This is a genomic window from Kribbella sp. HUAS MG21 (assembly GCF_040254265.1).
In the GTDB taxonomy this organism is placed as follows: domain Bacteria; phylum Actinomycetota; class Actinomycetes; order Propionibacteriales; family Kribbellaceae; genus Kribbella.
This window is the reverse complement of the sequence record NZ_CP158165.1, coordinates 2,861,076-2,875,174: the sequence shown is the minus strand read 5'-3', so window position 1 is coordinate 2,875,174 and position 14,099 is coordinate 2,861,076. Positions and strand designations below refer to the sequence as shown.

Annotated in this window: 15 protein-coding genes; 7 read left to right on the top strand and 8 right to left on the bottom strand. The window is 70.9% G+C overall.

All coding sequences use genetic code 11. The annotated features are described in order from the left end of the window. Nucleotides 1-9: 9 nt before the first annotated feature. Nucleotides 10-1,563, bottom strand: a complete 1,554-nt coding sequence (hutH, locus tag ABN611_RS14030; protein ID WP_350280299.1) for a histidine ammonia-lyase — start codon at nt 1,561-1,563, stop codon at nt 10-12. Between the two features lie 107 nt (nt 1,564-1,670). Here hutH and ABN611_RS14025 point away from each other — a divergent pair, with 107 nt between their 5' ends. From ABN611_RS14025 to ABN611_RS14015, 3 genes are read left to right on the top strand one after another with little or no spacing between them, the layout of a single operon-like run. Continuing rightward, nucleotides 1,671-2,567, top strand: a complete 897-nt coding sequence (locus ABN611_RS14025) for a GNAT family N-acetyltransferase (RefSeq protein WP_350280298.1) — start codon at nt 1,671-1,673, stop codon at nt 2,565-2,567. Next, complete coding sequence (locus tag ABN611_RS14020) at nt 2,564-2,755, top strand: hypothetical protein (protein ID WP_350280297.1); 192 nt, start codon at nt 2,564-2,566, stop codon at nt 2,753-2,755. The genes ABN611_RS14025 and ABN611_RS14020 overlap by 4 nt, the downstream gene beginning before the upstream one ends. A 15-nt stretch (nt 2,756-2,770) precedes the next feature. Next, on the top strand, nt 2,771-3,529 hold the full coding sequence (locus tag ABN611_RS14015; protein WP_350280296.1) for an IclR family transcriptional regulator: 759 nt from the start codon (nt 2,771-2,773) through the stop codon (nt 3,527-3,529). A 208-nt stretch (nt 3,530-3,737) separates the two neighbouring features. Here ABN611_RS14015 and ABN611_RS14010 read toward each other — a convergent pair whose 3' ends face one another. Continuing rightward, nucleotides 3,738-4,148, bottom strand: a complete 411-nt coding sequence (locus tag ABN611_RS14010) for a hypothetical protein (protein ID WP_350280295.1) — start codon at nt 4,146-4,148, stop codon at nt 3,738-3,740. Between the two features lie 187 nt (nt 4,149-4,335). On the opposite strand from ABN611_RS14010, the gene ABN611_RS14005 reads away from it, so the two are divergent. Next, nucleotides 4,336-5,838: a carboxylesterase family protein gene (locus tag ABN611_RS14005; protein WP_350280294.1), complete on the top strand. Its 1,503-nt coding sequence runs from the start codon at nt 4,336-4,338 to the stop codon at nt 5,836-5,838. Here the strand turns inward: ABN611_RS14005 and rpsN are convergent, their stop codons facing one another. Then, entirely contained in the window at nt 5,839-6,144 is a 306-nt protein-coding gene (gene rpsN, locus ABN611_RS14000; RefSeq protein WP_350280293.1) for a 30S ribosomal protein S14, read from the bottom strand. It lies immediately after the preceding gene. Further along, nucleotides 6,145-6,312, bottom strand: a complete 168-nt coding sequence (rpmG, locus tag ABN611_RS13995) for a 50S ribosomal protein L33 (RefSeq protein ID WP_350280292.1) — start codon at nt 6,310-6,312, stop codon at nt 6,145-6,147. 103 nt (nt 6,313-6,415) lie between these two features. Between rpmG and ABN611_RS13990 the strand changes: the two genes are divergently transcribed. From ABN611_RS13990 to ABN611_RS13980, 3 genes are all read left to right on the top strand, one after another. Further along, the gene (locus ABN611_RS13990; RefSeq protein WP_350280291.1) at nt 6,416-7,498 is read left to right on the top strand and encodes a GTP-binding protein; all 1,083 of its coding nucleotides are present in this window, start codon (nt 6,416-6,418) and stop codon (nt 7,496-7,498) included. Next, nucleotides 7,495-7,740: a type B 50S ribosomal protein L31 gene (locus tag ABN611_RS13985; protein ID WP_350280290.1), complete on the top strand. Its 246-nt coding sequence runs from the start codon at nt 7,495-7,497 to the stop codon at nt 7,738-7,740. Before ABN611_RS13990 ends, ABN611_RS13985 begins: the two co-directional genes overlap by 4 nt. 156 nt (nt 7,741-7,896) lie before the next feature. Next, nucleotides 7,897-9,318, top strand: coding sequence for an aromatic amino acid lyase (locus ABN611_RS13980; RefSeq protein ID WP_350280289.1), 1,422 nt, complete (start codon nt 7,897-7,899; stop codon nt 9,316-9,318). Here ABN611_RS13980 and ABN611_RS13975 read toward each other — a convergent pair. From ABN611_RS13975 to kdpC, 4 genes are read right to left on the bottom strand one after another with little or no spacing between them, the layout of a single operon-like run. After that, nucleotides 9,315-10,157 (bottom strand): hypothetical protein, encoded by an 843-nt coding sequence (locus ABN611_RS13975; protein WP_350280288.1) that lies wholly within the window; start codon nt 10,155-10,157, stop codon nt 9,315-9,317. The two genes, ABN611_RS13980 and ABN611_RS13975, sit on opposite strands and share 4 nt — an antisense overlap. A gap of 49 nt (nt 10,158-10,206) precedes the next feature. Then, entirely contained in the window at nt 10,207-10,884 is a 678-nt protein-coding gene (locus tag ABN611_RS13970; protein WP_350280287.1) for a response regulator, read from the bottom strand. Continuing rightward, on the bottom strand, nt 10,862-13,447 hold the full coding sequence (locus tag ABN611_RS13965) for a DUF4118 domain-containing protein (RefSeq protein WP_350280286.1): 2,586 nt from the start codon (nt 13,445-13,447) through the stop codon (nt 10,862-10,864). The genes ABN611_RS13970 and ABN611_RS13965 overlap by 23 nt, the downstream gene beginning before the upstream one ends. Before the next feature lie 12 nt (nt 13,448-13,459). Continuing rightward, nucleotides 13,460-14,089, bottom strand: a complete 630-nt coding sequence (gene kdpC / locus ABN611_RS13960) for a K(+)-transporting ATPase subunit C (RefSeq protein WP_350280285.1) — start codon at nt 14,087-14,089, stop codon at nt 13,460-13,462. Between the last annotated feature and the right edge of the window lie 10 nt (nt 14,090-14,099).

The following is a 14,099-nucleotide window of genomic DNA, read 5'->3' as shown; positions in this document are numbered from 1 at the left end:
CAGTGTTGTCTAGTGCAGGGGGCCGGTGACGGCCTCGGCGGCTTCGATGTAGGTGCCATTGGCAACGAGTTGGACGGAGTGCTCGAGTTCGGGGGCGAGGAACCGGTCGGTGGCCGGTCCTTCGACGTGCTCCCGGAGAGCTGCTTTGGCCGCGGCCGTGGCCGGCGCGGGAGTCAGCGGCGCGCGCAGGTCGAGCGCCCGCGCGGCCGTGAGAATCTCGACCGCCAGCACCCGCTGCAGGCCGTCGACCGCCTTGCGCAGCTTGCGCGCGGCGGACCAGCCCATCGAGACGTGGTCCTCCTGCATCGCGCTGCTCGGGATCGAGTCGACACTCGCGGGGACGGCGAGCCGCTTCAGCTCGGAGACGATCGCGGCCTGCGTGTACTGCGCGATCATGTGACCGCTGTCCACACCGGGGTCGTCGGCCAGGAACGCGTTCAGCCCGTGGTTCCGGGCGACGTCCAGGAAGCGGTCGGTACGGCGTTCGCTGATGCTGGCGAGGTCCGCGACCGCGATCGCGAGGAAGTCCAGCACGTAGCCGACCGGGGCACCGTGGAAGTTCCCGTTGGACTCGACCCGGCCGTCGGGAAGTACGACGGGATTGTCGATCGCGGCGGCCAGCTCGCGGTCGGCGACGGTGGCGGCGTGCGCGGCGGTGTCGCGGGCCGCGCCGTGGACCTGCGGAGAACAGCGCAGCGAGTAGGCGTCCTGGACACGGTTGCAGTCCGGACCGCGGTGACTGGCGACGATCGCGCTGTCCTGCAGGAGCGCGCGCAGGTTGGCGGCGGCCGCTGCTTGGCCCGGGTGCGGGCGGAGGGCCTGCAGGTCCTCGGCGAACACCCGGTCGGTGCCGAGCTGGGCCTCGACGCTCATCGCGGCGGCCAGGTCGGCGGTCTTGAACAGCCGGTCCAGGTCGGCGAGCGCGAGCACCAGCATGCCGAGCATGCCGTCGGTCCCGTTGATCAGCGCGAGACCTTCCTTCTCGGCCAGCACGACCGGCTGCAGACCGTGCGCCGGCAGCGCCTCGGCGGCGTCGCGAAGGTTGCCGTCGGCATCGCGGACCTTGCCCTCGCCCATGATCGCCAGCGCGACGTGGGACAGCGGGGCGAGGTCGCCGGAGCAGCCGAGGCTCCCGTACTCGTGGACCACTGGCGTGAGGTGGGCGTTGAGCAGGCCGGCGTACGCCTGGGCCGTCTCGACCTTCACACCGGTGCGCCCGGTGGCGAGCGTCGAGAGCCGCAGCAGTGCCAGCGCCCGGACGACCTCGGTCTCGACCTCGGGGCCCGAACCGGCCGCGTGCGAGCGGATCAGACTGCGCTGCAGCTGCGCCCGGAGCTCCGGCGCGATGTGCCGGGTGGCGAGGGCGCCGAACCCGGTCGAGACGCCGTAGTGCGGGGTGTCCGCGTGCGCCAGCGCCTCGATCGCGGCCCGGGACTTCGCGATCTCCTCGAGCGCCTGGTCGTCGATCCGGACCTGCGCGCCGTACCGCGCGACCGCGACCACCTGGGCCGGGGTCAGCGGTCCGGCGCCTACGTTCACCGTGCCGTTCACCGTGTGTTCCACCCCAACATTGCACCGCGCCGGGCCGGGCGCGGACAGCAGCGCCGTACCACTTTTCGTCTCGGATCTGAGACAGCGGTCGCGACCCTCGGTAGCCGTAGAGTCCTGCCATGGTGTTCGAGATCCGGACGGCGGGGCCGGAGGACGCGGTGGGGATCGCGAGGGTGTGGGCAGCGGCAGTGCCGCACCTGGTGAAGACGGCACGGGCGATCGAGCTGGAGCTGCGGCACGGCCGGAGCCGGGAGGTGCTGATCGCCGTCGACGGGCCCGACGTGGTCGGGTACGCGAACCTCTACCTGCCGCCGCCGGACGACGCGGCGCCGCGGGTGCGGATCACCGTCCAGGTGCCGCCGGAGTACCGCAAGCGCGGGATCGGGAGTGCGCTGACGACCGCGATCACCGAACGGGCCGCCGCCGTCGGCGCCGCGCGGCTGCTGGTCGTCGTCGGGGACGACGAGGACTCCCAGCGCTTCGCGACCGGGCGCGGGTTCACAGTCGGGCGGCGGATGACGCATTCCGCGGCCGACCTGACCGCCGTACCGGAGCCGCTCGCGCCGCCCGCCGGACTGCGGGTAGCGAGCTACGAGGACGTGACTTCGCGGCAGCTGTACGACGCGGAGGTGCAGGTCCGGGAGGACGACCCGAGCGGGCTGTCCGGCGGACCGGAGTACGACGAATGGGTCCGGGTGTCGTGGGACAACCCGGACGGGCGGCGCGACCTGAGCGTCGCCGTACTGGACGGGGACCGGGTGCTGTCGTTCGTGACCACGACCGCGGACCCGGACCGGAAGCTGATCTGGTCGAACCTGACCGGCACGATCCCCGCGGCGCGCGGCCGCGGGCTGGCGAAGGTGGTGAAGTCCGTGGCGCTCGCGCGGGCCCGGGACGCCGGGTTCACGGTCGCATCGACCGGGAACGACGCGGCGAACGAGCCGATGCTCGCGGTCAACCGGTGGCTCGGCTACCGCGAGACCTCGGCCGCGTGGACCGCGGAGAAGGCGCTGTGAAGCGGCTGGCGACCTCGCTGGCCTTCTTCCTGGTGCTGTCGCTGATCGTCGGATACCTGCTGTCCGGACCTGCCTTGATGGACTGGCCGGTCGCCGGCGGGCTGTTCGCGGTCGCCGTGCTCGGCGAGGGCTTCCGCTACTGGCTGCGGCAGACCCGGGCGAAGAAGCGGGACTCGTCGGGCGTGTGAGGTTACGCTGCCGTTGTGAGCGGCAACGTTCCCGCCTCGACCCGCACGTTGCGGGTGCTGACGTTCCTGGCCACGCAGCCCGGTCCGGTACCGATGGAGCGCATCGCCTCCGCGGTCGGCCTGCCGCGCTCGTCGACGTACCACTTGCTGCGGGCAATGATCGACGAGGGGTTCGTCGTCCATCTGCCGGAGGAGAAGCGGTACGGGCTGGGTGTTGCCGCTTTCGAGATCGGGTCCGCTTACCTGCGGCACGATCCGTTGGAGCGGTTGGCGCGGCCGTTGCTGGTCCAGCTGGTGCACGAGGTGGGGCAGACGGCGCATCTCGGCGTACTGCATGGTCGGGAGCTGGTCTATCTCTTGAAGGAACAGCCGCCGCGGCCTGTCACGCTGGTGACCGACGTCGGGGTGCGGCTGCCGGCGACGTTGACGGCTTCCGGCCGCGCGCTGCTCGCCGAGCTGCCGCCGGCTCAGGTGCGGGCGCTGTTCCCGTCGCCTGAGTCGTTCGTACGGCGTACCGACCTCGGGCCGCAGTCGCTCAGCCAACTCCGCCGCCTGCTGGCCGAGGAGAAGCGCCAGGGCTTCGCGGTCGAGGACTCCTTCATCACCCCCGGCATGGCCTCCGTAGCCAGCGCCGCCGTCGACCACGCCGGCCATCCGGTCGCCGCCATCAGCGTCACCTTCCGCACCGACACCGTCCCACCCACCGACCGCCCCCACCTGGCCCACAAAATCCGCCAGGCCGCCAAGGCCCTCACCCGCCGGTTGCACGGGTAGAAGAACTAACAGGGCCGTTGCGCGCGGGAGTTGTACCGAAGAACGGGTAGTGGTGCCGGTCCGGTGCGGGTAGATCACCGCCCCAGGCGGGAGGCCGGCAGCGTCGATTGACCACTACCCGTTCTTCGGTACGCCTACGACGCGGGTACTCGGGCTGGGCAGACCACCGCGGAGCAGGCGTGCGGTGAGGGACGCCTGCTCGCGGAGGTCAGTCGGCTACGCCGCCGGACCACTTTCCGTAGGAGTAGAACCTGAGGTAGTAGTCGGTGCCGTCCTTGACGTTGGTGGCGATTTCGTACCAGCTGCTGCCTGCTACGTTCGTCCAGCGATCCTGGCAGCCTGCTGTCCTGAAGCACACCTTGATAGCGCGCACGTTCTGGTCGTACCACGGGTTCCCCCGCAGATTGATGTCCTGGCACCTGCTGGTAGTCCTGAGGTAGCCGCTGCTGGGATATCTGAGCGAGTTGCTCGGCAGGTCGAAGCCGTGTTGGTTGGTGCTGTCCAGGCAGCCTGCGGCCTCCGCTTCGCCGGACTGGGTGACGCTGACGGCCACGAACGCGGTGGCGGCCAGGACGAATACCCCGAGGATCGCCTTGACCCTGGTGGTCAGAGTGCGCATACGAGAAAGCTCCTTGTGATCAGTGGGCGTGCGACGACGCTAACCGCGGGTGCTTTCCGTCCGCTTTCTGTCTGCTTGCCGCGGTGGGTCCAGCACCACCAGGTATTGGCGGCTTGGGGCGACTGCGCAGAGGGCGTGCGGACGGAAGGCTGAACAGCAAATCTGCCGTCCAGGGTTGGGAGTCGCTGTGATTCGGGAAGTTCTTGCTGTTGCGGGTGTGGTCGGGTTGGGGGCCATCGGGGTGACGCCTGCTGCGGCCGATGCGGACGTTGTGCGGACCGAGGCCGGGCTGGTTCGTGGGATTGAGCAGGGGGAGGTGCGGACGTTCCGCGGGATTCCGTACGCCGCTCCGCCTACCGGTGACAAGCGGTGGCGGTCGCCGCAGCCACCCGCGAAGTGGGCGGGAGTCCGGGACGCGACGGCGTACGCGCCCTCCTGTGCTCAAGGTGAGTTCCCGATCGCGGTGCCGAGCGCCACGGAAGACTGTCTGTACGTCGACGTCACCGCGCCGAAGGATCGCGGCGTACTCAAGCCAGTGGTCGTCTGGCTGCACGGAGGTGACTTCAAGTACGGCGGCAACAGCCTCTATGGGCCAACGCGCTTCGCTGAGCGCGGTGACGTTGTCGTGGTGCAGCCGCAGTACCGGCTCGGGGTCTTCGGGTTTCTCGCCGACCCGTCGCTCGGTGGTGCGGACTCGGGCAACTTCGGCCTCGAGGACCAGCAGGCCGCGCTGCGTTGGGTACGGCGCAACGCCGCAGCCTTCGGTGGCGACCCGCGGAGCGTGACGGTGATGGGCGAATCGGCGGGCGGCTACAGCGTCTGCGACCTGCTGGCCTCCCCTACCGCCGCCGGGCTCTTCCACCGCGCGATCATCCAGAGCGCGCCGTGCGGGCAGCAGTCGACCAAGCCGCGGGACGAGGCCGAGAAGTTCAGCCGCACGCTGGCACGGTCCTTCGGCAAGACGACAGCCGCCGACCTCCGGACAGTCGACACCAAGGACCTCCTGGCCGCCACGGAAGACACCGAGTTCCGGCCGATCACCGGCACCGCCGTACTGCCACGCGACCCGGCCGACGCACTGCGTACCGGACGGGTCAACCGGGTCCCGGTCCTGCATGGCGTCGACGACGACGAGGAGGCCGGCCGGTACGGCGCGCAGGAGGTCCTCTCCGGCAAGAAGATCAGTCAGTCCGACTACGAGACCGCCATACGCGCCAGGTTCGGCCGCGACGCCGACAAGGTTCTGGCCGAGTACGCCGACGTCCGTCCCGCGGGCCGGGCGCTCGCGACCGTGATGACCGACGCCAACTGGTCGGTGCCGGCCGCGGCCACCAACCGGCTGCTCGCCGCCCGGATGCCGACGTACAGCTTCGAGTTCGCGGGCGACGCCCCGTGGTACGCCGGAACTCCCGAGCCGGCCTGGCCGACCGGAACCCACCACATGAGCGAGGTCGCCTACTTCTTCGACGTCGCCCTCTTCGACGCGCCGGACAGCGAGTTCGCGGACGAGCTGATCCGACACTGGAGCGCCTTCGCCGACGCCGGTGACCCGAACATGCCCGGATCGGCCGAATGGCCCCGTACCACCCGGCACGACCGAACGGTCCAGTCGCTGAACGTCGCCGGCACGACGCGGACCGACTTCGCCGCGGATCACCGCCTCAGCTTCTGGCGGTCCCTCGGCCGGTGATCACCAGGACGACTTGGTGATGCCGGGGAGTTCGCCGCGGTGGGCCATGGTGCGGAAGCGGATGCGGGAGATGCCGGCCTTGCCGATGTAGCCGCGGGGTCGCCCGTCGACGGTGTCGCGGTTGCGGATCCGGACCGGGCTGGCGTCTCTCGGAAGCTTCTGGAGCTTCAGCTGCGCGGCGGCCCGGTCGGCCGCCGACGCGGCAGGATCTGCGATGGTCGCCTTCAGGGCGGCTCGGCGCTCGGAGTAGTGGGCGGCCGTGCGGCGGCGGTGGTTGTTGCGGGCGATCTTCGCGGTGGTCGCCATCTACCGCTCTTCGCGGAAGTCGACGTGCTCGCGGAGCTTCGGGTCGTACTTGCGGATCACCAGCCGGTCGGGATTGTTCCGGCGGTTCTTCCGCGTTACATAGGTGTACCCGGTACCCGCCGTACTACGGAGCTTGACGATGGGGCGGAGGTCGTTGCGCTTGGCCATGCTGTCCTCTCTCTCACCCCGGTGAACGCCCGCGGGGTGGCGGCTATTCCGGTTCCCAGGGTACATTGTATTGGTTATCGTTTTCAATAAGACGGGAGACTCGATGCTGCCGGTGACCTTGCTGACGGGCCTCGACGACGGGTTCCGCGGCGCCGTCGCGGGGAATTTGCTGGCCGCCGCCGGCCCGGCCGGAGTCCTGGTCGAGTACGACGTGAGCGCCCTGGCCGCGGGCTCCGTCGTCCGTACCGCACGGACCGCGGCCGGGGTGATCGACCGCGAGGTGATCACGATGGGCCACCCGTGCGTCTCGTGCGCGATGCGCGGCTCGCTCGTCCAACTGCTCACGAGCATCGCGGCCGTCGAGCGCTACGACGTGGCGATCGTGAACGTCCCGACCGCGGGCGACACCCACGCGATCGCCACCGAGATCAACCAGGACGCTGACCTAACCGTCGACGCGGTCGTCACCACCGTCGACACGAGCACCGCCATCGCTGACCTCACCGGTGAGCAGCTGATCCGCGAGCGCGGCATCCCGACCGCCGCCGAGGACGGCCGCGCGATCGCCGAGGTCGCCGTACGCCAACTGGAATCCGCGAACGCGGTCGTCCTGAGCAGCGACGACACCACCGTCGGCGCCCTGACCACGGCGATCAATCCGCAACTGCTGGTCAGGACCACCCCGGCCGGGCTACTCGGCCTGCGGCAAAAGGTCCCCGTCGTCGAGGACGGCTCGATCGCGGCGCCGGTGGACGGTGCGGCGCAGACGCTCGTGTGGCAGTCCGACCGGCCGTTCCATCCCGAGCGGCTGTACGACGCCCTCGAGGACCTCGTCAACGGCACCGCCCGCGGCCGCGGCACGCTCTGGATCGCGACCCAGCACCGCAACCGGCTCAGCTGGGACAGCTTCGGCACGAACGTGTCGATCGGCGTCCTCGGCCCGTGGCTGGCCGATCTGCCCGCCGACCGCTGGGCCGCCGTCGGGCAGCAGCACCAGGCCCGCTCGGCCCTCGAATGGCACCCGGAGTACGGCGACCGCGCGTCGTACCTCTCGCTCACCGGCGTCGGGCTGGACCTGCGGGAATTACGCGAGCGCCTCGACGGTTGTGTCCTGCGTGCGGACGAAGCGGTCCACCCGCTGACCGATCCGTTCGCCCCCTACTTGGAAGGAAGTACCGCAGCATGAAGAAGGACATCCACCCCGACTACCGCCGGGTCGTCTTCCGGGACAAGTCCGGCAACTTCAGCTTCCTCACCGGTTCGACCCGCGAGAGCACCGAGACCGTCGTCTGGGAGGACGGGAACACCTATCCCGTCGTCGACGTCGAGATCTCGTCCGCGAGCCACCCGTTCTACACGGGCCAGCAGCGCGTGATGGACACCCAGGGCCGCGTGGAGAAGTTCAAGAAGCGCTACGGCCAGTCGTAAGCCCCACGCACTTCGGACAGTTTCCAGGGACCTCGGACATCTGACCAGATGTCCGAGGTCCCTTTCGCATGTCCACGGTTCCAGCATCTCGGATCCGAGACATCGGCGTGAGCGCGTCGGTTACCCCGCGGCGGGCCGCGGTTCCACACTGAGGGGATGGAGCCGGTTGAGCTGACGGGTGCCGGGCTGGCGCCGTTGGAGGCGGTGGCGCTGGGGCAGCGGCGTACTGCGGTGCGCCTGGGCGACGACGCGCGGAAGCGGATGCACGAGTCGGCCCAGCTGGTGGCCGAGGTGGCGGGGCGGCAGCCGGTGTACGGGCGGACCACCGGCGTCGGCGCGAACCGCGACGTCCTCACCTCCGACCCCGAACACGGCGCCCGGCTGCTCGGGTCGCACTCGACGACCGGTACGACGTCGTACCCGAAGGACGTCGTACGGCTCGGACTGCTGATCCGGGTGAACCAGCTCGCCGCCGGCGGGTCGGGACTCGAACCGGAGGTCGCGGACGCGATCATCGGCCTGCTGAACGACGACGACCTGCCCGACCTGCACCGCGGCGGCGCGATCGGCACCGGCGACCTCGGCCCGCTCGCGGAGCTCGGGCTCGCGCTCGGCGACGTCATCGACGGCACCAGCGCGCTCCCGCTGCTGTCCAGCAACGCGTTCACACTCGCCGAGTGCTGCCTGGCGTACGTCGAGGCGTCCACGCTGATCAACGTCGTACCGCTGGTCGGCGCACTGTCGCACGTCGCCCTCCGCGGCAACGCCGAGGTGTACGACGTCCGCGTGCACGAGGCCCGGCCGCAGCCCGGACAGGTCCGCGTCGCGCGCCGGATGCGCGAACTGCTCGACGGGTTGCCGCTGCCGCCGGCCCGGGTCCAGGACCCGTTCGGCCTGCGCGCGTTCGCGCAGGTGCTCGGTCCGGCCGTCGACCATTCCGATGCCCTGGGCAACAGTGTGCGCATCGACATCAACGCCGCCGCGGAGAACCCGCTGGTGGCCGGCGACACGGTGCTGCACAACGGCAACTGGCACGCGATGCCGATCGCGCTGGCCCTCGACTCGTTGCGCCTCAGCCTGCACAGCGTCGCGAGCCTCTCGACCACCCGGGTCGCGAACCTGGTCGATCCGGACTACACGGGCCTCAGCCGGTTCCTGGCCAGCGGCGCCGAGGCGAGCTCGGGCGTGATGATGATCGAGTACGTCGCCCACGACGCGCTCGCCGCGGTCCGCTCGTCCGCGCAGCCCGCGACCCTCGGTACGGCGACGTTGTCCCGCGGCGCCGAACTGCACGCCAGCTTCGCCCCGCAGGCCGCCGCGCTGACCAAGCAACTCCTCGACGCGCTCCGCGAGGTTCTCGCCAGCGAGCTCGTCACCGCCGTCCGCGCGATCCGCCTGGCCGGTCTCACCCCCGACGACCTCGCCCCGGCGGCCGTCGGCCCATGGCTCGCCGACGCCCTCGCGGCCCTCCCCGACGACCTGGCCGACCGCTCACTCCGCGAAGACCTGGAAATCGCCCGCGGACTCCTCACCCAGTGGGGCGACCGCCAGGTGGAGCATCCCGCCGAGTCCGGCTAGAGGCGGTTGTAGGCCTTCAGTGTCCGCAGCGCGTCGACCGTGACCATGCCGCGGTACTCGAGAGTGGCGGCCGGGCCCGGCGGCTCCCAGGTGATCGCCCAGCCGCCGTCGTCCTGCTGGTCGGCGATCAGCCGGTCCAGGTGCGCGTCGAGCTGCTCGTCGGTGAACAGCGGCCGCCAGAAGCTGTCCGGCGTCGGCGCGAGATGCAAGGGCGTCACGCCGTACGACGGATCGGCCGCGTCGCCGCGGTAGTGCTGGAGCTTCGGGAGCCACTCGCGGACTCGGTCGAAGTCTGCGTCATCGGTGTGTTCGAGGAACTCGAGCGCCTCGTGCAGACCGTGGGCGTCCTCCGGGAAGCCGTTGGCCAGTTCGGCCGCGCACCAGGCGCCGGCCTTGTCGCGCCACGGGTGTTCGACGCCGAGCTTGTGCAGCCGGCCGACGAGTCCCGCGGTCGGGTTCACGCCGGGCCGGTAGGTCCAGTCGGTGATGTGCTCGGCGCGCGGGTACCCCTCGACCGCCGGACCGCACAGCGGCACGGCGCCGTCCGGGGTCGCGACCGAATCCAGCCAGTCGGCGGCCCGCCGGACCATCTCGTCGTCACGGGCACCGGCCGCCAGCAGCGTGTCGAATGCGACCTCCACGTCGAGTGGCAGGCTGTCCGGGCACCGCTTGTCAGGCTCCAGCCCGTGGCCGAACCCGCCGTCGGCGTTCTGGAACCCGCGCAGCGCGTCGACCACGCCGCGCGGATCAGCCTCCTCGAAGATCGTCGCGAAGAGCCGCCGCTCGAGCACCCGGGCGTCGCGCCGTACGAAGTCTCGTCCTGCCGTGAAGATGTCCATACCCAGAGCCTTCCGCAGTTCCCGCCTCGCGTCTTGAACGAAACGGACGTCACGGCTCGAACCTGTACCCCATTCCGGGTTCGGTCAGCAGGTGCTTGGGGCGGGCCGGGTCGGGCTCGAGTTTGCGGCGCAGCTGGCCCATGTAGAAGCGCAGGTTGCCGCCGGCGGTCTCGTAGCCGGGGCCCCAGACCTCGGTCAGGAGCTGGCGCTGGGACAGCAGCTTGCCGGGGTTGCGGAGCAGGACCTCCAGCAGGTGCCACTCGGTCGGCGTCAGGCGGATGTCCTCGCTCGAAGCGGTCGTGACCCGTTTCGCGGACAGGTCGACGGTGACGCCGCCGACCGTCACGACCGGCTGGTCCTGGGTGGCGTTGCTGCGGCGCAGTACGGCGCGCATCCGGGCCAGCAGCTCGTCGATCCCGAACGGCTTCGTCACGTAGTCGTCCGCGCCGGCGTCCAAGGCCTCGACCTTGTCGGTCTGGTCGGTCCGCCCGGACAGCACCAGGATCGGCGCGTCGGTCCAGCCGCGCAGCCCGCGGATGACGTCGACACCGTCGAAGTCCGGCAGCCCGAGGTCGAGGATCACCAGCTCCGGCGGGTGCTGGGCGGCGACCTTCAACGCCGCCGTACCGCTGCCGGCCAGGTGCACCTCGTAGCCGCGCGCCTTCAGGTTGATCTGCAACGCCCGCACGATCTGCGGCTCGTCGTCAACCACGAGAACCCTGGTCATCAAGCCCTTTCTGTTCGGAGCGTTCGCGGGCTCCCGGGACGGGTACGTCGGGCCGCGCTGCGGCGGTAGGGATCGCGACCACCATGGTCAGTCCACCACCTGGTGTGTCCTCGGGCTGCAGGGTGCCCTGCATCGCCTCGGCGAGTCCCCGGGCGAGCGCGAGCCCCAGCCCGACGCCGACCGTGTTGTCGGTGTCGCCCAGGCGCTGGAACGGCGCGAACACCCGGTCCCGCTCCGCGCGCGGAATGCCCGGGCCGCGGTCGATGACGCGGATCTCGACGGTGTCGCCGAGCGCGCTGCCGGTGACCAGCGGCGGCTGATCGGGCGGCGAGTAGCGGATCGCGTTCGCCAGCAGGTTCGCGACGACCCGTTCCAGCAGCGCCGGGTCCGCCTCGACCAGCGGCAGCGTCTGCGGGATGTCGACGGCGACCTGGTCCGCGTCGTCCCCCAGCTCGGCGAGTACGCCGGGCAGGATCTCGTCCAGCGCCATCGGCCGGGTGAAGACCGGGAGTACGCCGGCCTGCAGGCGACTCAGGTCGAGCAGGTTGTCCACCAGCCGTGACAACCGGTCCAGCGACTCGTCCGCTGTCTCCAACAGCTCGGCCCGCTCGGATTCGCTCCACTCCACATCATCGCTGCGCAGCGAAGTCACCGACGCCTTCGCCGACGCCAGCGGGGACCGCAGGTCGTGGCCGACCGCCCGGAGCAACGCCGTACGCAACTTGTCGGCCTCGGCCAGCGGTTTCGCCTCGGCCGCCGCCTCACTCAGCCGGGCACGGTCGACCAACGCGGCCGCATGCGCCGCGAACGCCCCGACGAGCCGCCGTTCGTCCGCCTCCAACTGGTGTCCCTGCAGCACCAGCACCAGATCGTCCCGGGCCGGGATCTCCGCGTCGGCCTCCTCGGGCCGCGTACAGGTCAGCGTCCCGGCCGAGGCCACCGGCCGCCACACCTCGGTCAGCTCGTCGTCGTCCACGCGCTCCATCAGGCATGCCCCCGTCATCCCGAACGCCTCGCGGACCCGCTCCAGCAGGGCGGGCAGCGCTGTCTCGCCCCGCAGTACCGAACCGGCCAGCGTCGCCAGCGTCTCGGACTCCGCGGCCGCGCGGGCAGCCTGTCTGGTACGGCGGGCCGCGCGGTCGACGACCGAACTGACCATCGCGGCGACCAGGATGAAGATCAGCAGCGCGAGCGCGTTGTTGACCTCGGCGATCGTGAACGTCCGCGTCGGCGGCGTGAAGAAGTAGTTCAGCACCAGCGAACCGCCGACCGCGGTCACCATCGCCGGCCACATCCCGCCGACCAGCGCCACCACGACGACCGCGAACAGGAACGCGAGCACGTTGCTGGTCAGGTTGAGCGTGTCACCGCCCAGCCCGAGCAGCAGCGCGAGCAGCGGCGGCAGTACGACGGCCAGTACGAAGCCCTGGATCTTCCGCCGCCGGGACAGGCTGCCGCGCAACCGGGGCAGCCGCCCACGCCCCATCTGCGAGTGCGTGACGATATGTACGTCGATGTCGCCGGAGTCGCGGATCGTGGTGGCGCCGATCCCGGGCCCCGTGAACAGCGAGCTGAGCCGCGACCGCCGGCTACCACCGAGCACCAACTGGGTCGCGTTCTCGGCCCGGGCGAAGGTCAGCAGCGCGGCCGGGATGTCGTCGCCGACGACCTGGTGGTAGCTCCCGCCGATCTTCTCGACGAGGTTGCGCTGCTCCGCGAGTTTCCGCGGGTTCGCGCCGGTCAGGCCGTCGGAGCGGGCGACGTGCACCGCAAGCAGGTCACCGCCGGACGACCTGGCCGCGATCCGGGCCGCGCGCCGGATCAGCGTCTCGCCCTCGGGGCCGCCGGTGAGCGCGACCACGACCCGTTCGCGGGTGTCCCAGGTCGAGTCGATGTCGTGCTGCGCCCGGTACTGCTGCAGGCCGGCGTCCACGCGGTCGGCGAGCCAGAGCAGCGCGAGCTCCCGCAACGCGGACAGGTTGCCGACCCGGAAGTAGTTGCCCAGGGCAGCGTCCACCTTGTCGGCGGCGTACACGTTGCCGTGCGCCATCCGCCGGCGCAGCGCCTCCGGCGTCATGTCGACCAGCTCGATCTGGTCCGCGGCCCGCACCACCCGGTCCGGCACCGTCTCCTGCTGCGGTACGCCGGTGATCTTCTCGACGACGTCGTTGATCGACTCCAGGTGCTGGATGTTGACCGCCGAGATGACGTCGATCCCGGCGGCCAGCAGCTCCTCGATGTCCTGCCAGCGCTTCTCGTTCCGGCTGCCCGGCACGTTGGTGTGCGCCAGCTCGTCGACCAGCGCGACCTCGGGCCGCCGGGCCAGCACCGCGTCGACGTCCAGCTCGGTGAAGCTCGCGCCGCGATGGTCGAGGATCCGGCGCGGCACCACCTCGAGGCCTTCGAGCATCTCGGCGGTGTGCACCCGGCCGTGCGTCTCGACGAACCCGACCACGACGTCGGTCCCCCGGGCGAGGCGTCGTTGCCCCTCGCCCAGCATCTTGTACGTCTTGCCGACACCGGGCGCGGCCCCGAGATACACCCGCAGATGCCCGCGCTTCACAGTTCGATGATCTCAGCTCGCGGCCAGCGCGGCGTTCAAGGTCACCACGTTGACCCGCGGCTCGCCCAGGAAGCCGAGCGTGCGGCCCTTCGTGTTCTCCTCGACCAGCTGCCGCACCTCGTCCACGGACAGCCGGCGCTCCCGCGCGACCCGGGCGACCTGGAGAGCGGCGTACGCCGGGCTGATCTCCGGGTCGAGCCCGCTGCCGCTCGCCGTGACCGCGTCGGGCGGCACCTGGGACGGGTCGACGCCCTCCAACGCCGCGACCGTCTTCCGCCTCTCGGCGACCAGCGCGGCCAGGTCGGCGTTGTTCGGCCCGAGGTTGGAGCCGCCGCTCGCGGCCGCGTCGTAGTCGCCCGCCGACGGCCGGGTCTGGAACCACTTCGGGTCGGCGACCATGATCGGCTCGCCGTCGGCGTCCTTCTTGCCGCTGTCCATCGTGTACGCCTGGCCGATCAGGTCCGAGGCCACGGGCTTCCCGTTCACCTCGACGACCGAGCCGTTCGCGTTGCCGTGGAACAGCACCTGCGAGACACCGGTCATCACCAGTGGGTAGCCGAGGCCGAGCACCACTGTGAAGAACAGCAGCGCCCGCAGCGCCACCCCGAACTGCCGGGCCCAGCCGGGCAGATTGCTTGCCATCACCAACAAC